The sequence below is a fragment of the Pseudomonas sp. CH61 genome (genome assembly GCF_059429415.1).
Genome location: NZ_CM182098.1, coordinates 1,369,599 through 1,394,112 on the forward strand (window position 1 = coordinate 1,369,599; position 24,514 = coordinate 1,394,112).

The 24,514-nt window shown below is 62.3% G+C and carries 3 protein-coding genes; all 3 read left to right on the forward strand.

Translation table 11 applies throughout. From position 1 onward, the window contains the following. A complete protein-coding gene (locus AC5SEM_RS06175) occupies positions 1–11,073 on the forward strand; it encodes a non-ribosomal peptide synthase/polyketide synthase (RefSeq protein WP_495472390.1) in 11,073 nt (3,690 codons plus the stop codon). Next, complete coding sequence (locus AC5SEM_RS06180) at positions 11,073–23,402, forward strand: non-ribosomal peptide synthase/polyketide synthase (RefSeq protein WP_495472391.1); 12,330 nt, start codon at positions 11,073–11,075, stop codon at positions 23,400–23,402. The genes AC5SEM_RS06175 and AC5SEM_RS06180 overlap by 1 nt, the downstream gene beginning before the upstream one ends. Positions 23,403–23,486: 84 nt before the next feature. Beyond that, on the forward strand, positions 23,487–24,449 hold the full coding sequence (locus AC5SEM_RS06185) for an alpha/beta hydrolase (RefSeq protein ID WP_495472392.1): 963 nt from the start codon (positions 23,487–23,489) through the stop codon (positions 24,447–24,449). The last annotated feature ends 65 nt before the right edge of the window (positions 24,450–24,514 follow it).

Consider the following 24,514-nt stretch of genomic DNA (forward strand, 5'->3'; position numbering starts at 1 on the left):
ATGACTCAGCTCGATAACCTGTCTCTGGTTCAGCGATTCATCCGTTTGCCGCTCGCCCAACGGCAAGCGTTTCTGCAAAAAATGCAGAGCAAGAACATGAGCTTTGCGGCGTTGCCGATTCCGCCGGTGCGCGATGAGTTCGAGAGCATTGGCCTGTCGTTCGCACAGGAGCGTCAGTGGTTCCTTTGGCAGCTTGATCCGCACAGCGCGGCTTACCACGTGCCGACAGCGTTGCGTTTGCGCGGTGCTCTTGATCTGTCGGCGTTGCAGCACAGCTTCGATGCCTTGCTGGAACGCCATGAAGTGCTGCGCACGGTGTTTGTCGATGGCCCGGATGGTCCGATTCAGGTAGTCCAGCCGCGACTGAGCCTGGCGCTGACCGCGCAGGTGCTGGACACGCCGCTCGACGATGCAGGCCTCAAGGCATTGATCGACACTGAAATCGCCACGCTGTTCGACCTGCAACAGGGCCCGCTGCTGCGGGTCAAGCTGCTGCAAATCGCGCCGGATGATCATGTGTTGGTGCTGACCCAGCATCACATTATTTGCGACGGTGCTTCGGCGCAGATCATGGTCGATGATCTGGTCAAACTCTACGCCGCGCACAGCAGTGGTCAGCCAGCCAACCTCGCGCCTTTGCCGATCCAGTACGCCGATTACGCGATCTGGCAGCGCAAGTGGATGGAGGCCGGTGAGCTGGAGCGGCAACTGGCGTACTGGACCGAGCGTCTGGGCGATGGCGGCGAAGTTCTGCCATTGCCCACGGATCGTCCGCGCCCGGCAGCGCAAAGCTATCGCGGTGCGCGTCTGGATCTGCGCGTTGGCAGCGAGCTGACTGAACGCTTGAAACAGTTGGCCCAGCGCGAGGGCCTGACCCTGTTCATGGTCTTGCTGGCGTCGTTCCAGGCCTTGTTGCACCGCTACAGCGGCCAGGCGGATATCCGCGTCGGCGTGCCGGTGGCTAACCGTAATCGGGTCGAAACCGAAGGGCTGATTGGCTTCTTCGTCAACACCCAGGTGCTGAATGCTCAGGTGCAGGGCGGCATGCCGTTCCTGGAGTTGCTGGCGCAGGTCAAACAGGCGTCGTTGGGCGCGCAGGCGCATCAGGATCTGCCGTTTGAGCAACTGGTGCATGCCCTTGCACCGGATCGGCAGTTGAGTCACAGCCCGCTGTTCCAGGTGATGTTCAACCATCAGGGCGGCGCTACGGCGCAGGCCCTGCAACTGCCGGGTCTGCAAGTCGAAAGCCTCGACTGGAGCTCGCACACCGCGCAGTTTGATTTGACCCTCGACACCCACGAAGCTGACGGCGCATTGGCGGCAACCCTGAGTTACGCCACCGACCTGTTCGACGCCGCTACCGTGCAGCGCATGGCCGGGCATTGGCTGAACCTGCTGCACGGCATCGTCGCCGACCCGCAGCACCGCATCGGTGAACTGCCGTTGCTGGACGCCATCGAGCAGCAACAGAACATCGCCCAATGGAACCCGAACCCACGCAGTTTCCCGAGCGAAGCCTGCGCGCACCAGTTGATCGCCGAGCAGGCGCGTCTGCGTCCCGATGCAATCGCCGTACGTTTCAACGAGCAAACCCTGAGCTATGGCGAACTCAACCGTCAGGCCAACCGCCGCGCCCATCAGTTGATCGCCCTCGGCGTCGGCCCGGACGTGCTGGTTGGTCTGGCCGCCGAGCGTGGTGTGGAAATGATCGTCGGCCTGCTGGCAATCCTCAAGGCCGGCGGTGCGTACGTGCCGCTCGACCCGGCTTATCCGCAGGATCGTCTGGCCTACATGATCGAGGACAGCGGCATTCAGTTGCTGCTGAGCCAGGCTGCGCTGGCCGGTCAACTGCCGGTGCCGGACGGCGTGCAGACCTTGCTGCTGGACAGCGATGTCAGCGCCTTCGTCGACACCGATCCGCAAGTAACGATGGCGTCGTCGAACCTCGCCTACGTGATCTACACCTCCGGTTCGACCGGCAAACCTAAAGGCACTTTGCTGCCGCACCAGAATATTTTGCGTCTGTTCGAAGCCACCGAGCCGTGGTTCGGTTTCGGCCCGACGGACGTCTGGAGCCTGTTCCATTCCTACGCCTTCGATTTCTCGGTGTGGGAGATTTTCGGTGCGCTGTTGCACGGCGGTGAATTGCTGGTGGTGCCGTACGACGTCAGCCGCTCGCCGCAGGAATTCCACGAACTGCTGTGCGACGCCGGGGTCACCGTGCTCAACCAGACGCCATCGGCGTTCAAGCAATTGATGCACGTGGCCTGCGCCGATACGCGGGCGAATGCCTTGCGTTACGTGGTGTTCGGCGGCGAAGCGCTGGATGTGAAATCCCTGCGCCCGTGGTTCGAGCGTTTCGGTGACTCGGCGCCACAACTGATCAACATGTACGGCATCACCGAAACCACCGTGCACGTGACGTATCGTCCGTTGTCGGTGGCGGATCTTGAGCAGGACGCCAACAGCCCGATCGGCGAACCAATCGCTGACCTGTCGTGGTACGTGCTCGACGGTGAACTGAACCCGGTGGCCAAGGGCTGCATCGGCGAGTTGTACGTCGGCCGTGCCGGTCTGGCACGCGGTTATCTGAACCGTGGCGACCTCACCGCACTGCGCTTTATTCCCGATCCGTTCGGCGAGAGCGGCGCGCGTCTGTACCGCACTGGCGACCTCGCGCAGTACCGCAGCGACGGTGTGATCGAGTACGTCGGGCGTATCGACCATCAGGTGAAAATCCGTGGTTTTCGCATCGAACTCGGCGAAATCGAAGCACGCCTGAATGCCCTCGACGCCGTGCGCGAAGCGGTGGTGCTGGCGCAGGACGGGCCGAGCGGTCAGCAACTGGTCGGCTACGTGATTGCCGCGCACCACGTCGACAACGACGCCGAATTGCGCGAGCAACTGAAAGCCCAACTCAAAGCCAATCTGCCGGATTACATGGTGCCGACGCACCTGTTGTTCCTCGAACAATGGCCACTCACCGCCAACGGCAAACTCGACCGCAAAGCGCTGCCGCAAGCGGATGCCAGCCAGGTTCAGCAGGATTACGTCGCGCCGCAAAGTGAACTGGAACAGCAGATCGCGGCGATCTGGCAGGACGTGCTGAAACTTGAGCGAGTCGGCCTCAGCGACAACTTCTTCGAACTCGGCGGCCATTCGCTGTTGGCCACGCAAATGGTTTCGCGCATCCGCCAGACCCTTGGGCTGAATCTGCAACTGCGCCAATTGTTCGAAAACGCCAGCCTCAAAGCCTGCGTTGCCGCGCTGGAACAAACCCAGGTGGCCAAGCCAACAGATATTCCTCGGGCGCCGCGTGATAAAGCACAACTGCCGTTGTCGTTTGCCCAGCAGCGTCAGTGGTTCCTCTGGCAAATGGAGCCCGCGAGCGCGGCGTACCACATTCCGGCGGCGCTGCGCATTCACGGCGCGCTGGATCTGAACGCGCTGCAACGCAGTTTTGCCGAGCTGATTCAGCGTCACGAGAGCCTGCGTACGACCTTCGTGCAGATCGATGAACAAGCGTTTCAGGTGATTCACGCGCAACAGGCACCGCTGCTGGTGCCGGACATTCTCGACGGCACTTCAGGCACTGCTGCCGAGCAGACTCAGGCGTATGTGCAGCGTCAGATCAGCCAGCCGTTCGATTTGCAAAACGGCCCGCTGCTGCGCGTCGGTTTGTTGCAAGTCGCCCGCGAAGAACATGTGCTGGTGTTGACCCAGCATCACATCGTCTCCGATGGCTGGTCGATGCAACTGCTGGTGCAGGAACTGATTCAGCGCTATGCCGCGTATAGCCAGGGCCAAACGGTCGAGTTGGCTGAGTTGCCGATTCAGTACGCCGATTATGCGCTGTGGCAACGTCAGTGGATGGAGGCCGGCGAGCGCGAGCGCCAGCTCGATTACTGGACCGGCGTACTCGGTGGTGAGCAACCGTTGCTGGAACTGCCGACTGACCGTCCGCGTCCGGCGCGGCAGAGTTTTGCAGGCGCACGTCTGGCCATCGACCTGCCGCCGCTGCTCAGCCAGCAACTGCGGCAACTGGCCCAGCGCGAGGGCAGCACGCTGTTCATGGTCTTGCTGGCCTCGTTCCAGAGCCTGTTGCATCGCTACAGCAACCAGTCGGACATTCGCGTCGGCGTGCCGATTGCCAACCGTAACCGGGTCGAGACCGAAGGCCTGATCGGCTTCTTCGTCAACACTCAGGTGCTCAAGGCCGAGGTCGATCCACAGCAGCGCTTCAGTGCACTGCTGGCGCAGGTCAAACACGCCGCACTCGGTGCCGAGGCGCATCAGGATCTGCCGTTCGAACAACTGGTCGAGGCGCTGCGTCCGGAACGCAACCTGAGCCATAGCCCGCTGTTTCAGGTGTTGTACAACCACCAGAGTGCCGGGCGTCAGGCCTTGCCGGCGTTGCCGGGGCTGGTCATCGAAGCGCAGGACTGGGACAGCCAGACCGCACAGTTCGACCTGACCCTCGACACCCTTGAAGCGGACGGCCAACTCAGCGCTGCGCTGACCTATGCCACCGATCTGTTCGACGCCGCCACCGTGCAGCGCATGGCCGGGCACTGGCTGAACCTGCTGCACGGCATCGTCGCCGACCCGCAGCACCGCATTGGTGAACTGCCGTTGCTGGACGCCAGCGAGCAGCAACAGAACATCACCGAGTGGAACCCGAATCCGCGCAGCTTTCCGAGCGAAGCCTGCGCGCACCAGTTGATCGCCGAGCAGGCGCGTCTGCGTCCCGATGCAATCGCCGTGCGTTTCAACGAGCACACCCTGAGCTACGGCGAACTCAATCGTCAGGCCAACCGCCGCGCCCATCAGCTGATCGGCCTCGGCGTCGGCCCGGACGTGCTGGTTGGTCTGGCCGCAGAGCGTGGTGTGGAAATGATCGTCGGCCTGCTGGCGATCCTCAAGGCCGGCGGTGCGTACGTGCCGCTCGACCCGACGTATCCGCAGGATCGTCTGGCCTACATGATCGAGGACAGCGGCATTCAGTTGCTGCTTAGCCAGGCTGCGCTGGCCGGTCAACTGCCGGTGCCGGACGGCGTGCAGACCTTGCTGCTGGACAGCGATGTCAGCGCGTTTGCCGACACCGATCCGCAAGTAACGATGGCGTCGTCGAACCTCGCCTACGTGATCTACACCTCCGGTTCCACCGGCAAACCCAAAGGCACGTTGCTGCCGCATCAGAACATCCTGCGCCTGTTCGAAGCCACCGAGCCGTGGTTCGGTTTTGGCCCGACGGACGTCTGGAGCCTGTTCCATTCCTACGCCTTCGACTTCTCGGTGTGGGAGATTTTCGGTGCGTTGCTGCACGGTGGCGAATTGCTGGTGGTGCCGTACGACGTCAGCCGTTCGCCGCAGGAATTCCATGAATTGCTCTGCGACGCCGGGGTCACCGTGCTCAACCAGACGCCATCGGCGTTCAAGCAATTGATGCACGTGGCCTGCGCCGATACGCGGGCGAATGCCTTGCGCTACCTGGTATTCGGCGGTGAAGCGCTGGACGTGAAATCCCTGCGTCCGTGGTTCGAACGTTTCGGCGATGCTGCCCCGCAACTGATCAACATGTACGGCATCACCGAAACCACCGTGCACGTGACGTACCGTCCGTTGTCGGTGGCGGATCTTGAGCAGGACGCCAACAGCCCGATCGGCGAACCGATTGCCGACCTGTCGTGGTACGTGCTCGACGGTGAACTGAACCCGGTGGCCAAGGGTTGCATCGGCGAGCTGTACGTCGGCCGTGCCGGTCTGGCGCGCGGTTATCTGAACCGTGGCGACCTCACCGCACTGCGCTTTATTCCCGATCCGTTCGGCGAGAGCGGCGCGCGTCTGTATCGCACCGGCGACCTCGCGCAATACCGCAGCGACGGTGTGATCGAGTACGTCGGGCGTATCGACCATCAGGTAAAAATCCGCGGGTTCCGTATCGAACTCGGCGAAATCGAAGCACGCCTGAATGCTCTCGATGCCGTGCGCGAAGCCGTGGTGCTGGCGCAGGACGGGCCGAGCGGTCAGCAACTGGTCGGCTACGTGATTGCCGCGCACCACGTCGACAACGACGCCGAATTGCGCGAACAACTGAAAGCCCAACTCAAAGCCGATCTGCCGGATTACATGGTGCCGACGCACCTGTTGTTCCTCGAACAATGGCCACTGACCGCCAACGGCAAACTCGACCGCAAAGCGCTGCCGCAAGCGGATGCCAGCCAGGTTCAGCAGGATTATGTGGCGCCGCAAAGTGAACTGGAACAACAGATCGCAGCGATCTGGCAGGACGTGCTCAAACTCGAACGCGTTGGCCTGACCGATAACTTCTTCGAACTCGGCGGCGACTCGATCATCTCCATTCAGGTGGTCAGTCGTGCACGCGCGGCGGGCATTCGTTTCTCGCCGAAAGATCTGTTCCAGCACCAGACCGTGCAGGCGCTGGCTTCGGTGGCGCAGACCGGCAGTGATGAACACACGGTCGATCAGGCCCCGGTTCAGGGTGCTGCGTTGTTGCTGCCGATCCAGCAAGCGTTTTTCGCTGAGGCGATTCCCGAGCGTCACCACTACAACCAGTCGGTGCTGCTGAAACCGGCCGGCCCGTTGCAAGCCGAGCTTGTCGAACAAGCCTTGCAGGCACTGGTGCAGCATCACGATGCCTTGCGTCTGTCGTTCAGCGAAAGCGCTGAAGGCTGGCGCGCCGAGTACCGTCAAGCGGCGTCGGAAAACCTGCTGTGGGTGCGCGAAGTCGCCGATGCAGCGGCGCTGGAAACCCTGGCCAATCAGGCCCAGCGCAGTCTCGATCTGCAAGCCGGGCCGTTGTTGCGCGGGGTGTTGGCGAACCTTGCCGATGGCACTCAACGGCTGTTGCTGGTGATCCATCACTTGGCGGTGGACGGCGTGTCGTGGCGGATTCTGTTCGACGATCTGCAAACCGCTTACAACCAATTGCACGCCGGGCAGGCCTTGCAACTGCCGGCCAAGACCAGTTCGGTCAAAGCCTTCGCCGAACAGTTGCAGGCCCACGCCCGCAGCGCCGAACTGCAGGAACAATTGGCTTACTGGCAGGCGCAGTTGAGCGATGTGCAGGGCGACCTGCCGTGCCTCGATCCACAAGCCAGTGCGCTCAACAGTCAGGCCGTCACGGTCGATACGCGACTGGACAAGCAACTGACCCGACAACTGCTGCAAGAAGCCCCGGCGGCGTATCGCACGCAGGTCAACGATCTGTTGCTGACCGCGCTGGCGCGGGTGATTTGCCGCTGGAGCGGGCACGCCAGCACCTTGATCGAGCTGGAAGGTCATGGCCGCGAAGAGTTGTTCGCCAATATCGACCTGACCCGCACTGTGGGCTGGTTCACCAGTCTGTTTCCGGTGAAATTGACCCCGGCGGCTGACCTTGCCGATTCGATCAAGTCGATCAAGCAGGGCTTGCGCGCAATTCCCGACAAAGGTGTCGGTTTTGCTGCGCTGCGCTTCCTCGGAGACGACGCCACCCGCGCAGCGTTGCAGGCACTGCCGCCACCGCGCATCACCTTCAACTACCTGGGCCAGTTCGACGGCAGTTTCGATGAAGCGCAGGGCGCGTTGTTCAGCCCTGCCAGCGAAGGCGCCGGCGATGAGCAGAGCCCACTGACCACGCTCGGCAACTGGCTGACCCTCAATGGTCAGGTGTTCGACGGCGCGTTGAATCTGGGCTGGACGTTCAGTCGCCAGCAATTCGATCCGGCGCTGATCCAGCAACTGGCCGATGACTACGCCGCTGAGTTGGCGCTGCTGATCGCGCATTGCTGCGACCCGAGCAATCAGGGCATGACGCCGTCGGACTTCCCGCTGGCCGACTTCACTCAGGCGCAGCTTGATGGTCTGGCACTGCCGGCGCGCGCGGTAGACGACATTTATCCATTGGCGCCGATGCAGCAGGGCATGCTGTTCCACAGCCTCTATGAAAACGGCAGCGGGCATTACATCAATCAAATGTGCCTGGACATCGAAGGCCTCGATCCACAGCGTTTCGAAAATGCCTGGCAGGCCGCCGTCGATGCCCACGACATTCTGCGCAGCAGCTTTGTCTGGCAAGGCAGTGAGCGTCCGCTGCAAGTGGTGCACAAGCAAGTGCGTGTGCCATTCACGTCGCTGGACTGGAGCGCTCGCGCCGATGTCACGTCAGCACTCGCTGACTTGGCTTCGGCAGAACTGGCGCAGGGCTTTGATCTGGCCTGCGCACCGTTGTTGCGTCTGGTGCTGGTGCAGACCGGCGCGCAGCGTTATCACCTGATCTACACCCATCACCACATCCTGATGGATGGCTGGAGCAATTCGCAGTTGCTCGGCGAAGTGCTGCAGCGTTATGACGGCCAGACCTTGCCGCATCAGGCCGGGCGCTACCGCGACTACATCAGTTGGCTGCAAGGGCGCGATGCCAAGGTCAGTGAAGCGTTCTGGCTGGAGCAACTGCGTTCGTTCGAGGCGCCGACCCGTCTCGCCGAAACCCGTTTCGACGTTGACGAAGCGGCGTTCGCCAGCAGCCATGCCAGTCACGATCACTGGTTGGACACAGCGCAGACCCAAGCCCTGAGCGAGTTTGCCCGTACGCAGAAAGTCACCCTCAACACCGTCATCCAGGCTGCCTGGCTGATGCTGCTGCAGCACTACACCGGGCATGCCACCGTGGCCTTCGGTGCCACGGTCTCGGGACGCCCGACCGAGCTCAAAGGCATCGAGCAACAGATCGGCCTGTTCATCAACACCTTGCCGGTCATCGCCAGCCCACGTCCGGAGCAGTCAGTGTCGGCGCTGTTGCAACAGGTACAGGCGCAAAACGTCGCCCTGCGCGAGCACGAGCACACGCCGCTGTTCGAGATTCAGCGCTGGGCCGGGCAGGGTGGTGAGGGCTTGTTCGACACCTTGCTGGTGTTCGAAAACTACCCGTTGTCGGACGCGCTGCAAGCGCAGGCACCGTCAGGGTTGAGCTTCGGCACCGTGGACAATCAGGAACAGACTAATTTCCCGTTGACCCTGGCCGTTAATCACAATGACACCCTGAGTCTGCACTTTACTTATGCCCACGCTGCTTTCCCTACACACACCGTCGAGCGCCTGGCTGAACAGGTGGCACACGTGCTCGCGCAGATGGTGAGCGCGCCGGCCGGCCGCAGCCTCGGCGAGATCGACTTGCTGGGCGATGTCACGCGCACGCTGTTGTTGCGCGACTGGAACGCTACGGCCGTCGAAACCTCCGAGCGCCGTCAGGTGCAGCAATGCATCGAAGCGCAGGCACGCCTGACCCCGGACGCCGTGGCGCTGGTGACCGAGCAGGCCACGCTGACGTATGCGCAACTCAATGCCCAGGCCAACCGTTTGGCCCATGCCTTGATCGAGCGCGGCGTCGGCCCTGACGTTCTGGTCGGTCTGGCGATGTCGCGCAGCGTACAGATGGTGGTTGGCCTGCTGGCGATCCTCAAGGCTGGCGGCGCTTACGTGCCGCTGGATCCGGCGTATCCACAAGATCGTCTGACCTACATGGTCGAGGACAGCGGCATTGCCTTGCTGCTGACTGAAACCAGCTTGCAACCACGTTTTGCCGATGTCGCGGTGACCACGCTGTTGCTCGATCAGCCAGCGCATTGGCTGGACGCTTACAGCGAGCGCGATCCGCAGGTGCTGATCGATGAGCAGAACCTCGCCTACGTGATCTACACCTCCGGCTCCACCGGCAAGCCGAAGGGCGTGACCTTGCGTCATGGCGGCTTGAGCAACCACATGCAGTGGATGCAGGAATGCCTGCAACTGACGCCGGCGGATCGCGTCCTGCAAAAAACCGCGATCAGCTTCGATGCGTCGGTCTGGGAATTCTGGCTACCGCTGATGAACGGTGCGCAACTGGTGCTGGCCTCGGCACAATTCAATCTCGACCTGACCACGCTGTGGGCCGACGTCGCACGCCTGCGTATCAGCGTGCTGCAAATGGCGCCGTCGCTGTTGCAAGCATTGTTGCCGCTGGCGACGCGTGAACAACTGGCCTCGCTGCGCCTGTTGCTGTGCGGTGGCGAGGCCCTGAGTGCGCACCTTTCGCGTCAAGTGCTGGCGCTGTTCGACGGCGAGTTGCGCAATCTCTACGGCCCGACCGAAGCGACCATCGACACCAGCAGCCACGCCGTACCGCGCACGGTTGAAGATGATGCGCGAATCATGCCGATCGGTCGTCCGATCAACAATGTCCGCACCTATGTGCTGGACGCAGCGCTGCAACCTTGCGCCATTGGTGCCACTGGCGAGTTGTACATCGCCGGTGACTCGCTGGCCCGTGGTTATCACCAGCGCGGCGCGCTGACCGCCGAACGCTTTATTCCTGATCCATTCGCCGGTTTCGGAGGTCGTCTGTACCGCACCGGCGACCTGGCGCGCTATGCCGAGGACGGCGTGATCGAGTACATCGGCCGCATCGACCATCAAGTGAAAATCCGCGGTCTGCGCATCGAACTGGGTGAAATCGAAGCACGCCTGCAAGCATTGCCCGAGGTTCGTGAGGCGGTGGTGCTGGCGCGGGAAGAGCTGAGCGGGCCGAATCTTGTTGCGTATCTGGTCAGCCACGACCACAGCCTCGATCCGACATCTCTAGCAGAACAACTCAAGGCGCAATTGGCCCGGCAGGTGTCGGACTTCATGGTGCCGACCCACCTGGTCTTCCTTGACCAATTGCCGCTGACGCCTAACGGCAAACTCGATCGCAAGGCCTTGCCGGCGCCGGACACCCGCGCCCATCAGTCGGTCTATCTGGCGCCGCAAAGCGAGCTGGAATGCAAGGTCGCAGCGATCTGGCAGGACGTGCTGAAAATCGAGCAGGTCGGGCTGGCTGACGACTTCTTCGAACTCGGCGGGCACTCGCTGCTGGTGGTCAACGTGGTCTCGCGCCTGCAACTCGAACTGGGCCTGAAGCTGACGCCGCAACTGATATTCCAATTCCCGGTGCTGGGTGCGTTTGTCGCGCAACTCGAGCAGTCCGGCGAGCAAATGAGCACGTCGAAATTGAGCAAGCTTGAAGCGCTGCTTGATGAATTTGAGGAGGTTTGATGGACACCGCTGTCGCACAACGTATTGCCAGGCGCTTCATAACGCTGCCGCTGGAAAAACGTCGCTTGTACTTGCAGAAGATGCTCGAAGAGGACGTTTCCCCGGCGAACCTGCCGATTCCGCCTGTCAGTGCCGAGTTCGACACCTTGTCGTTGTCTTTCGCCCAGGAACGCCAATGGTTCCTGTGGCAGCTGGATCCGGAAAGCGCGGCGTACCACATGCCCACGGCCCTGCGTCTGCGCGGGCCGCTGGACGTCGCTGCGCTGGAGAAAAGTTTCCATGCGCTGGTGGCGCGCCACGACAGTCTGCGCACTACTTTCGTGCTGCACGGCGAGCACGCCGTGCAGCAAGTCCACGCGGTTACGCCGGTGCAGCTGCAAGCGCAAGTGCTGGCGCAGATGCCGGACGACACGCAACTGCGCCACTTGATCGAAGAAGAAACCCGGCAACTGTTCGACCTGCAACAAGGGCCACTGCTGCGCACACGCCTGTTGCAACTGGCGCCAGACGATCATGTGCTGATCGTGACCTTGCACCACATCGTCTCCGATGGCTGGTCGATGCAGGTGATGGTCGAGGAACTGGTCAAAGGTTACGCCGCGTTCATTCAAGGCCAGGCGCCGCTGTTGCCCGAATTGCCGATCCAGTACGCCGACTATGCGATCTGGCAGCGCCACTGGATGGAAGCGGGCGAGCGTGAGCGTCAACTTGAATACTGGGTCGCGCGCCTCGGCGGTCAGCAACCGGTACTCGAATTGCCGAGCGATTTTGCCCGCCCGGCGGTCATGAGTTATCGCGGTGCACGTCTGGAACTGGATATCGACGCCGCGTTGGCCAGTGGCCTCAAGCAGATGGCGCAGCGCGAAGGGGTCAGTCTGTTCATGATCCTGCTGGCTTCGTTCCAGGCCTTGCTGCATCGCTACAGCGGTCAGAACGACATCCGCGTCGGCGTGCCGACGGCCAACCGCAACCGCGTGGAAACCGAGCGCCTGATCGGCTTTTTCGTCAACACCCAAGTGCTCAAGAGCGAGGTCGACAGTCAGGACGCGTTCAGCGCGTTGCTGCAACAGGTCAAGCAGACTGCGCTGGGCGCGCAGGCGCATCAGGATCTGCCATTCGAGCAATTGGTCGAAGCGCTGCAACCCGAGCGCAACCTCAGTCACAGTCCGCTGTTCCAGGTGATGTTCAATCACCAGACCCAAGGCTTGTCGACTGCGGCGCCGGTGGGCGGTTTGAAAGTCGAGGGCTTGCGTTGGGACAGCCACAGCGCGCAGTTCGATCTAACCCTGGAAACCGTCGAGCACAGCGATGGCCTGTCGGCGGCGTTGATCTACGCCACTGATCTGTTTGGCGCCGACACCGTTGCGCGCATGGCCGGGCATTGGCAGAACCTGCTGCGCGGGATTGTCACCAATCCTGCGCAGTCCATCGGCGAACTGCCGCTGCTGAGCGCCGCCGAACATCAAGCGCAGCTCAACGACGGCAACCGCAGCGTCGTGCCGGCACCTGAAAAGGGCTTCGTTCATCAACTGTTCGAAGCACAAGCGGCGCGCACTCCCGATGCCCCGGCGCTGGTGATCGATGGCCAGCGCTTGAGCTACGGCCAGCTCAATGCCCGGGCCAATCAGTTGGCGCGCAAGCTGCAAACCCTCGGTGTCGCGGCAGATGTGCTGGTCGGTATTTCGGTCGAGCGCAGCACGCACATGCTGGTGGGCCTGCTGGCGATCCTCAAGGCGGGCGGCGCCTATCTGCCGCTGGATCCGGCATTCCCGCAGGATCGTCTGGCGTACATGATCGACGACAGCGGCATCGATTTGCTGCTGACGCAAAGCTCGCTGCTCAGCCAGTTGCCCGTCCCGGCCACGGTCACCACGCTGGTGCTGGATCAGGAGGGCGATTGGCTCGACGGCTTTGCCTGCGAGGATCTGCCGACACGTCTGCATGCCGAACATCTGGCCTACGCGATCTATACCTCCGGCTCGACCGGCCAGCCGAAAGGGGTGATGGTTCGCCACGCGGCGTTGACCAATTTCGTCGCCAGCATGGCCAAGGCCCCGGGCATGGTCGCGCAGGATCGTGCGCTGTCGCTGACCACGTTCTCATTCGATATTTTTGGCCTGGAAATCTACGTTCCGCTGATGGTCGGTGCGTGCATTGTCCTGACCGGTCAGGAGGTCGCGCAGGATCCGTACGCGGTACTGGCGCTGATGACTGCCGAGCAGGTCAACGTGGTGCAGGCGACGCCGTCGACCTGGCGCATGCTGCTCGACAACGAAAACGCCGCACAGCTGCGCGGTTGCAAGTGCCTGTGCGGCGGCGAAGCGCTGCCTCAGGAACTGGCGGTGCGCATGCTCGCCCTCGGCGGTGAAGTGTGGAACCTCTACGGGCCGACCGAAACCACGATTTGGTCGGCGTTGCATCCGCTGCGCGCGCAAGATGCGCAACCTTGGCTGGGAGGGCCGATCGACAACACCACGCTGTACATCGTCGGCGCCGATTTGCTGCCGGTGCCTTATGGCGTGGCCGGCGAGTTGCTGATCGGCGGTGAAGGCCTGGCGCGCGGTTACTTCCAGCGTCCGGCGCTGACGGCCGAACGGTTTGTGCCGCACCCTTATTCCGCGACGGGCGAGCGTCTGTACCGCACTGGCGACCTTGCGCGTCAGCGTGCCGACGGCATCATCGAATACCTCGGCCGGATTGACCATCAGGTGAAAATCCGTGGCTTCCGCATTGAATTGGGCGAGATCGAAGCGCGCCTGCTCGAACAGGACGCCGTGCGCGAAGCGGCCGTGCTGGCGCAGGATGCTCCGGGTGGTCAGGCGCTGGTGGCTTACGTGGTGCCGAGCGCTGATCTGAGTACACTCGATGCCGACGCACAGAGCCGCTTGCGCGACAGCCTCAATGCCCGCCTCAAGGTCAATCTGCCGGATTACATGGTGCCGGCGCACATGGTGCTGCTGGCGCGTTTCCCGCTGACGCCGAACGGCAAGCTCGATCGCAAACAGTTGCCCAAACCCGACGCCAGCCAATGGCGCAAAACCTATGTGGCACCAGAGACGCCGGTGCAACAGGCCGTGGCCGCGATCTGGGCGCAAATCCTCAAGGTCGAGCGCGTTGGTCTGAGCGACAACTTTTTCGAACTGGGCGGTCATTCGCTGCTGGCCACGCAAGTGGTGTCGCGCATTCGTCAGCAACTAGATATTCAGGTGCCGCTGCGCTTGCTGTTCGCCCACAACAGCCTGCAAGGGTTTGTCGAGGCGATGGACCCGGCATCTGCCGAGCAGGAGCCGGCGATCAGTCGCGTTCCGCGCGAGCAGCCGCTGGCCTTGTCTTACGCGCAACAGCGTCAGTGGTTCCTCTGGCAACTGGACCCGACCAGCAGCGCTTATCACATTCCGGCGGCGCTGCGTTTACGCGGCGAGCTGGATCAAGCGGCGCTGCAACAGAGTTTCGATGCGCTGGTGGAACGTCACGAAAGTTTGCGTACCCGCTTCGTGCTGGACAACGAACGTCCAGTGCAAGTCATTGAGGCTGCTGCCCCCGTCACCATTGCGATGACATCGGTCGACGCCGCGCTCGACGCGCCAGCCCTGCGCAGCTTGATCGAAGCCGAAACCCGGCAACTTTTCGATTTGCAGCGTGGGCCGCTGTTGCGGGTCAAACTCTTGCAATTGGCCGCTGACGATCATGTGTTGATCCTGACTCAGCACCACATCGTCTCCGATGCCTGGTCGATGCAAATCATGGTCGATGACCTGATGCAGCTGTACGCCGGTTTCAGTCAGGGTCAACCGGCTGCACTGGCACCGTTGCCGATCCAGTACGCCGACTATGGCCACTGGCAACGGCAATGGCTGGAGGCGGGGGAGCAGCAACGGCAACTGGATTACTGGACGGCGCAGTTGGGCGGCGAACAGCCGATTCTCGAACTGGCCACCGATCATCCGCGTCCGGCGCAACAAAGCTATCGCGGCGCGCGCCTGCCGATCAGCCTGGAACCGGCGCTGGCGGAAGGTCTCAAGCGTCTGGCCAAAGAGCGCAACACCACGTTGTTCATGCTGTTGTTGGCGGGGTTCCAGACCCTGTTGCATCGCTACACCGGGCAAAACGATATTCGCGTCGGCGTGCCGATCGCCAACCGCAATCGCGTGGAAACCGAGCGCCTGCTGGGCTTCTTCGTCAACACGCAAGTGCTCAAGGCTGACATCGACGGCAACCTGCGTTTCGACCAGTTGCTTGATCAGGTCAAACAGCACGCTTTGGGTGCGCAGGCGCATCAGGACCTGCCGTTTGAACAACTGGTGGAATTGCTCGCACCCGCTCGCAACCTCAGCCATACGCCGTTGTTCCAGGTGATGTTCAACCACGCCAGCGATGCGCGCCGCGCCGTTTCGGCGTTGCCCGGCCTGAGCCTGGAAGAGCTGACTTGGGACGCCGGCACCGCGCAGTTCGACCTGACGCTGGACACCTTCGAGTTCGATGAAGGCATCAGTGCGGCGCTGTCGTATGCCAGCGATCTGTTCGAACCTTCGACTATCGCTCGTCTCGGCGAGCATTTCCTCAATCTGTTGCGCGCGATCGTCGCGCAGCCGACCCGACGCATTGGCGAACTGCCGATGCTCGACGCGGCGCAGCGCCGAGTGATCGTCGAAGACTGGAACCACACGTTTGCCGACTACCCGAATCAGCAGCCGGTGCATCATCTGATCGAAGCGCAGGTCGAGCGTGCTCCGCACGCGGTGGCGTTGACGTTCGAAGGGCAGTCGCTGACCTACCGTGAGCTGAACGAGCGGGCCAACCGTTTGGCCCATGCCTTGATCGCACGGGGCATTGGCCCGGATGTGCTGGTGGGCATCTCGGTGCACCGCAGTCTGGAAATGGTCGTCGGCTTGCTGGCCACTCTCAAGGCCGGTGGCGCTTACGTGCCGCTGGATCCGGAGTACCCGACCGAACGTCTGGCGTACATGATCGATGACAGCGGCATCCAATGGTTGCTGACGCAACAGGCGCTGGTCGAGACCTTGCCGATTCCAGAGCATGTGCAGACGCTGCTACTCGACGCCGATGACGCGTGGCTGGGGGACGCCGAGTCGAGCAATCCGACGCTGGCGCTGAGCGCACAAAACCTCGCGTACGTGATTTACACCTCTGGCTCCACCGGCAAGCCGAAAGGCGCCGGCAACAGCCACGGCGCGCTGACCAACCGTTTGTGCTGGATGCAGCAGGCTTATGAGCTGCGCGGCGCTGACAGCGTGCTGCAAAAGACCCCGTTCAGTTTTGACGTGTCGGTGTGGGAATTCTTCTGGCCCCTGATGACCGGCGTACGTCTGGTCGTCGCGGCACCGGGCGACCATCGTGATCCGGCGAAACTGGTCAGCCTGATCGAGCGCGAAGCGATCACTACCCTGCATTTCGTGCCGTCGATGCTGCAAGCGTTTGTGCTGGATGCCAATGTCAGCCGCTGCACCAGCCTGACCCGCATTGTCTGCAGCGGTGAAGCGTTGCCGATCGATGCGCAGCAACAGGTCTTCGCCAAGTTGCCGAATGCCGGTTTGTACAACCTCTACGGCCCGACCGAAGCGGCGATCGACGTGACCCATTGGACCTGCCGCGACGAAGGTCGCGATACGGTGCCGATCGGCGAGCCGATTGCCAACCTGATGACCTACATTCTCGACGCCGAACTCAACCCGGTGCCGAGCGGCGTCAATGGCGAGCTGTACCTCAGCGGCCAAGGCCTGGCGCGCGGCTACCACCGTCGCCCGGAATTGACCGCCGAACGCTTTGTCGCCAGTCCGTTCGTGGCCGGCGAGCGCCTGTATCGCACCGGCGATCTGGCGCGCTATCGCCCGAACGGTGTGATCGATTACATCGGTCGCATCGACCATCAGGTGAAAATCCGTGGTTTCCGCATCGAGCTGGGTGAGATCGAAGCGCGTCTGCTGGAGCACGACGCCGTGCGTGAAGCGGTGGTCGTCGCGCAGGACAGCCGCAGCGGCAAAGTCCTCAGTGGTTATGTCGTCGCCACGGAGATCGACGCGACGGATTGGCCATCGATGCGTGAGACCCTGCAGGCGCATTTGCGCCAGACCTTGCCGGAGCACATGGTGCCTGCGCACTTGACCCTGCTGCAGAGCATGCCGCTGAGCCCCAACGGCAAGCTCGACCGCAAGGCATTGCCAGCGCCTGATGTGGCCGAAGCCCAGCAAGATTTTGTCGCGCCGGTCAATGCGATCGAAACAGCGCTGGCGCAGATCTGGCAAGCGGTGCTCGGCGTGGCTCAGGTGGGTACGGCGGACAATTTCTTCGCCCTCGGTGGCGACTCGATCAACTCGATTCAAGTGGTCAGCCGCGCGCGTCAGCAGGGCATTGGCCTGACCCCGAAAGACCTGTTTCTGCATCAGAACATTCAAGCGCTGGCCCGCGTGGCCACGGCCGCCGAGGAAGCGTTGATCGATCAAGGCCCGGTCACCGGCGACAGTCCGCTGGTGCCGATGCAGCAATGGTTCTTCGCCAGCGACATCCCGCACCGCGAGCACTGGAACCAGTCGGTCATGCTGACGCCGCGCGAAGCGCTGAACGTCGCACACTTGCAGCAGGCGCTGGCGCATGTCGTGGCGCATCACGATGCCTTGCGTCTGCGTTTTGTGCAGGCGAGCAATGGCGCTTGGCAGGCCAGCCATCAAGCACCGGCCGAGCAAGCGCTGGAAATCTGGCAACGCTCAGCCGAGGGCGCTGACGAAATTGTCGCCATCGCCGATGAGGCCCAACGCAGTCTCGATCTGCAAAACGGCCCGTTGTTGCGCTGCACATTGATTGCCGTGCAGGACGGCAGCGAGCGTCTGCACCTGGCGATTCACCATTTGGTGATGGACGGCGTGTCGTGGCGAGTGTTGCTGGAAGATTTGCAAACCGCCTATCGTCAATTGAATTCAAACCAGCCGGTGGCGCTGCCGGCGAAATCCACCGCGTTCAAAGCCTGGGCCGAGCAGTTGCAGGCCTATGCGCACAGCGCAACGCTGAACAAGGAACTCGACTACTGGAGTCGTCAACTCGATCAGGCCTTGCCGGAGTTGCCGCGCAGTCGTCCCGAGGGCAGTCAGGCGTCGGTGCATGGCCGTTCGGTCAACACGCGGCTGGATGCCGAACAGACCCATCGTCTGCTCAAGCAGGCGCCGTCGGCGTACCGCACGCAGGTCAATGACCTGTTGCTCAGCGCTCTGGCGCAGGTGATCTGCCAGTGGACTGCGCAACCGGCGTGCCTCGTGCAGCTCGAGGGTCATGGTCGCGAAGAACTGTTCGACGGCGTCGACCTGAGCCGCACGGTGGGTTGGTTCACCAGCCTGTTCCCGGTGCTGCTGACCCCGGCGAAACAACCGGCCGAGGCGATCAAACGCATCAAGGAACAACTGCGCGCGGTGCCGGAAAAAGGCCTGGGTTATGGCGTGTTGCGCTACCTCGGCGCGGACGCTGTTCAGCAACGTCTGGCGCAATTGCCGCAAGCGCGGATTACTTTCAACTACCTCGGCCAGTTCGACCAGAGTTTCGATGAGCAGGCGCTGTTCGTACCGAGTGAAGAGGGCAGCGGGGCCGGGCACGGCGACGACGTCGCCCTGAGCAACTGGCTGACCATCGATGGCCGGGTGTTCAACGGGCAATTGTCGCTGGACTGGACGTTCAGCCGCGATGTCTTCGACGAAGCGGTGATTCAGCAACTGGCGGATGCCTACGCGGTGGCGCTGGAGCAATTGATCGAGCATTGCTGCACGCAGGAACATTTGGGCCTGACACCGTCCGACTTCCCATTGACGTGTCTGACCCAGCCGCAGCTGGATCGACTGCCGGTGCCGGTGGCGCAAGTGGAGGATATCTATCCGCTGTCGCCGATGCAGGACGGCATGCTGTTCCACACCCTGGCCGACGACAGTTCCGGTTTGTACATCAACCAGATCAGCCTGCCGGTGCACGGTCTGGACACCGAACGGTTTGCCCGGGCGTGGCAATATGTGATCGGGCGCGAGGATATTCTGCGCACCAGTTTCCACTTCCCGGAAGGCTCGAATACCCCGGTGCAGATCGTCCATCGTCAGGTCGAATTGCAACTGACGGTGGAAGACTGGCGTACAAAAGACATCAGCGAGGCGGCCGTCACCGAGCGGGCGACCGCCGATTATCTGGCCGGTTTCGACCTCGGCCAGGCGCCGTTGCAGCGCGTCCTGCTGCTGCGTCTGGAAGACGATCGCTACCAGATGATCTGGACCTGCCACCACATCCTCATGGACGGCTGGAGCAGTTCGCGGTTGTTCGGCGAGGTGATGCAGTTCTACAGCCACGGCCAGGTGCAGGGGCGCAATGGCCGCTATCGCGAGTTCATCGAATGGCTGCAACGCCAGGATCAGGGTTCGCTGGAAGGTTTCTGGCGCAACCGCCTCGAGCCGCTGCAACAGGCGACGTCGCTGAATCAGGCGATGTTCCCGCGGCATGTCGAGGAACTGCCGGGGCACGAGGCGATATATTCACGTTGGGACGCGGCGCAAACCGCGCGTTTGCAGCAAGCTTGCCGTGCTCTGCAAATCACCCCGAACACCCTGATTCAGGGGGCGTGGTTGCTGCTGCTGCAACGCTTTACCGGGCAGAACACCGTGGTGTTCGGCGCGACCGTTTCGGGGCGCCCGGCCGGTTTGGCCAACGCTGACAATATTCTTGGCCTGTTCATCAATACCTTGCCGGTGATTCAGACCCTGCGCCCGGAGCAGCCGCTGGACCAGTGGCTGCAGCAACTGCAGGCTTACAACACCGATATTCGCGAGTTTTCCCATGCACCGCTGGCGGACATTCAGCGTTGGTCGGGACTCGGCGGGCAGGGCTTGTTCGACAGCATCATCGTCTTCGAGAACTACCCGATCGACGAACGTCTGGGCGAGCAGCAGGACAGTGGTCTGAGCTTCGGCGAGTCGCGCAATCATGACGTCACCAACTTCCCGATGGACCTGGCGGTCAATCTCGGCGAACAGCTGTCGATCGAATATCTGTTCCTGCGCAATGCCTTCAGCCTGGAGGCGGTGGAGCAGATCCGGCGCACTCTGGAAGACACCCTTGAAGCCATGATCGTCGCGCCGAGCGAGCGTCTGGGCAACCTGCAGCGTTTGTCCGCGCAACAGTGGCAAGCGTTTGAACAATGGAGCGCAGCGCCTGGCGCAAGCTATCAGGAGCAGTTGCTGCCTGAGTTGATTGCCCGCCATGCACAGTCGCGGCCAGAGGCCACGGCACTGGTGTGCGGTGACGCTACGCTGAGCTACGGCGAACTGGAGCGTCGCGCCAACCGTCTCGCTCATCGTCTGATCGAACTGGGTGCCGGGCCGGAAGTGGTCATCGGTGTGGCGCTGGAACGTTCGGTCGAGATGGTCGTGGCGTTGTTGGCGGTGATGAAAAGCGCTTCGGCGTATGTGCCGCTGGACATCGATTATCCGCCGGAGCGACTGGCGTTCATGATCGAAGATTCGGCGATGGCGCTGCTGCTCACCCACACGCAGGTGCAGGAGCGCTTGCCAGTGGTCGAAGGGCTGGCGCGGCTGGCTATCGATGAGTTCGACGACAGCGCTTACCGCGACACAGCTCCGCACAGCGGCTTGCTCGCCGGCAACCTCGCCTATCTGATCTACACCTCCGGTTCGACCGGGCGGCCGAAAGGCGTCGCAGTGGCGCACGGGCCGATGAGCATGCATTGCCAGGCGATCGCCGAGCTGTACGACATGGACGAGCACAGCCGTGAGCTGCATTTCATGTCGTTTGCCTTCGACGGTGCCCACGAGCGCTGGCTGAGCACGCTGTTCAGCGGCGGCACGCTGGTGATCCGCGATGCCAGCCTGTGGACACCGGAACAGACCTTCGAGGCCCTGCATCAGCACGGCATCACGATTGCCTGTTTCCCACCGGCCTACCTGAAACAACTGGCCGAATACGCCGCACACAGCCAATTGGCGCCACCGCCGGTGCGCGTATATTGCTTTGGCGGCGACGCGGTGCCGGATCAAACCTTCGAGCAAGTGAAAGCCGCGTTACGTCCGCAATTCTTCACCAACGGTTATGGCCCGACCGAAACCGTGGTCACGCCGATGCTGTGGAAGGTGCCGGTCAGCGAGCGCTGTGAAGCGGCTTACGCGCCGATCGGTCGTGCTGTCGGCGAGCGTGCGCTGTACGTGCTCGACGAAGATCTCAATCCGCTGCCACCGGGCATTGCCGGCGAACTGTACATCGGCGGCCAGGGCATCGCCCGTGGTTACTATCAGCGGCCGGACCTGAGCGCCGAGCGTTTCGTGCCGGATCCGTTCGGCCAGCCGGGTGAGCGTCTGTATCGCAGCGGTGACCTGGTGCGCCAGCGTGCCGACGGCGTGCTCGATTACGTCGGGCGGATCGACCATCAGATCAAGGTGCGCGGGTTCCGGATCGAACTCGGCGAAATCGAAGCCAGTCTGCGTCAGCTCGCCGATGTCAGCGATGCCTTGGTGATCGCTCGTGACAGTGCGTCGGGCAAACAACTGATCGGTTATGTGGTGACGCCAGAGGGCGTGGCCATCGGTGATCGGCTGAAGTCCGAGTTGCGTGCGCAACTGCCCGATTACATGGTGCCGGCGCAGGTGATCTGCCTTGCCGCGTTACCGGTCACGCCGAACGGCAAACTCGATCGCCAGGCCTTGCCGGAACCCGAGTTCAAAGGCGCGGAGTATGTGCCGGGGCGCACCCGTGACGAGCAACTGCTGGCCGAGGTCTGGGCCGATGTGTTGCAAGTCGAGCGCGTGGGCATTACCGACAACTTCTTCGAACTGGGTGGCGACTCGATTCTCAGCCTGCAAGTGGTTTCGCGGGTGCGTAACCACGCGGAGTTGAAGCTGGATCTGAAACTGCGCGACCTGATGCGTGGGCAGACCATCGAAGCGATTTTCGAACAGCGTTCGAGCGCTGTGGCGAGCGTGGTTGAAGACGTGACGCAGGTGGCGGCGGAAGGGCAGTTCAACCTGATTCCGATCCAGCAATGGCTGTTCGATCAGCGCATGAGCGAGCCGCATCACTACAACCAGGCGTTGATGTTGCGTGCGCGGCAAGCGCTGAATCTGCCAGCGCTGGAAATGGCCCTGCGCGCGATGATGCAACAACACGATGCACTTCGCTTGCGCTTCAGCGATGTCGGCGGGCGGCATTATCAGCATTACCAACCGCTGGCGGACATGCAGGCGCAATGGGCCAGCGAACCGCTGCTGTGGCAGCACGAAGTGGCCGATGAAGCCGAGCTGGAACTGTACGCCGAGCAAGTGCAACGCAGCCTCGACCTGCAAAACGGACCGGTGTGGCGCACGGCGCACGTGACCTTGGCTGATGGCGAAATCCGTGTGCTGATGGTCATTCATCACCTGGTGATCGACACGGTATCGTGGCGTTTGCTGTTGCAGGATTTGCAGGTGGCTTACGAGGCGTACAGCGCCGGTGGCTCGCCGAACCTGCCGATTCGCACCAGCAGCTATCGCGCCTGGGCCGAAGGCTTGCAAGCCTATGCGGCGGATTACCCGACGGAGGAAAAAGCCTGGTGGCTGGCGCAGATCGACCAGCCCGGCAGCGAGTTGCCGTGCGATAACCCGCGCGGCAAGAATCAGGTGCAATACCAGTCGGTGGCGCATTTGGGGTTGTCGGAGCAGCACACCCAGCAACTGCTCAAGCAAGTGCCGGCGGTGTATCAGACGCAGATCAACGACGTGTTGCTAGCGGCGTTGAGCCGGGTGTTGTGCCGCTGGAGTGAGCAGTCTTCGGTGCTGATTCAACTTGAGGGCCACGGTCGTGAGGACCTGGTCAAAGACATCGACCTGAGCCGCAGTCTGGGCTGGTTCACCAGCATGTTCCCGGTGCGTCTGACACCGGGCGAGAATACCGACATCGGCACCTCGGTGCGTGCCGTGCAGCGACAATTGGCGGCGGTGCCGAACAAAGGTCTGGGCTATGGCGTGCTGCGTCACATGAGCGGCGGGCAAATGGCTGAAACATTGAGTCAGGCACCGCAGGCACGGGTGACCTTCAACTACCTCGGGCAGTTTGACCAGAGCTTCGACGACAAGGCCATGCTGGTGCCGGCGGCAGAAAGTTACGGCAGTTGCTACAGCCCGCACGCTGCATTGGGTAACTGGCTGGAAGTGGTGGGGCAGGTGTATGACGGGCGCTTGGCTTTGCGCTGTATTTACAGCACTCGCCGTTACCGCGCCGAGACCGTCGAACAGCTGATGCGCGAGTATCAGGCGGAACTGGAGGCGCTGATCGAGCACTGTGTCGCACAAGCGGCCTAAGTATTGGGCCTGATCCATCGTTATACACAGAGGAGCCCTTGCGGCTCCTCTTTTGTCTGTGGCTATTTCATAAGGAAACCTGCGATGTCCCTGCATCCGGAACTCAATGCCTTCCTCGACCTGGCCGAAGAAAGCCAGGCCGATGGCCCCGGCCCGTTTCATTTGTCGACGCCAGCTCAGGCCCGGGAGGCTTTCGAGCGCACCACGGAGCAGTTGCGCTGGGGCGCGCCGGCGGATGTCAGTGTCGTGACGCTGCCGTTTACAGCGCGTGACGGTGCCGGCCTGGAATTGCGCCTGTACCGTCCCGCCAATCCGCAGGCCGAGGCGCTGCCGGTGCTGGTGTATTTCCACGGTGGCGGTTATGTGGTCGGCAGTCTGCAATCCCACGATGGCGTGTGCCGCGAGTTCTGCGCCCGGACGCCGTGTGCGGTGTTGTCGGTGGGCTATCGCGTAGCCCCGGAACACAAGTTTCCAACGCCGCTCAATGATGGGGCCGATGCCTTGGCGTGGCTGGCGCAGCACGCTGCGGCTGAAGGTCTGGACATCACGCGCGTGGCGTTCGGTGGCGACAGCGTCGGCGCGACACTGGCGACAGTATTGGCTCTGCAATCGGCGCGCGATCCCGCCTCTCTGGCCGTTACGCCTCGTCTGCAACTGCTCTGCTATCCGGTAACGGACGCCTCGACCAGCAGCCCCTCGACCGAGCTGTTCGGCGAAGGCTATCTGCTGGAAAGCGAGACACTGGAATGGTTTTACCGGCACTACGCCAACGACGCGGCGGATCGTCTCGACTGGCGCTTCTCGCCGTTGCTGGCAACGGATTACCAAGGCATGGCCCCTGCGGTGATTGCCCTGGCCGGTCACGATCCGTTACTGGATGAAGGCCGCGCCTATGCCCGGCGTCTGCAAGAGCAGGGCGTCACCGTGGAACTGATCGAGTACAGCGGTTTGATTCACGACTTTCTGCGTCTGCAGAGCGTGGTGCCGGACATCGATAACGTCTACACCCAACTCACCCAAAGCCTGCGCACAGCCTTGTCACATTAAACACATCCCCTGCAGGAGCTGCCGAAGGCTGCGATCTTTTGCTCTTGAAGATCAACAGATCGCAG

Excerpts from the sequence above, each read along its gene's own strand:
- AC5SEM_RS06175 (WP_495472390.1), top strand. The coding sequence starts at position 1 with ATGACTCAGCTCGATAACCTGTCTCTGGTTCAGCGATTCATCCGTTTG.
- AC5SEM_RS06180 (WP_495472391.1), top strand. The coding sequence starts at position 11,073 with ATGGACACCGCTGTCGCACAACGTATTGCCAGGCGCTTCATAACGCTG.
- AC5SEM_RS06185 (WP_495472392.1), top strand. The coding sequence starts at position 23,487 with ATGTCCCTGCATCCGGAACTCAATGCCTTCCTCGACCTGGCCGAAGAA.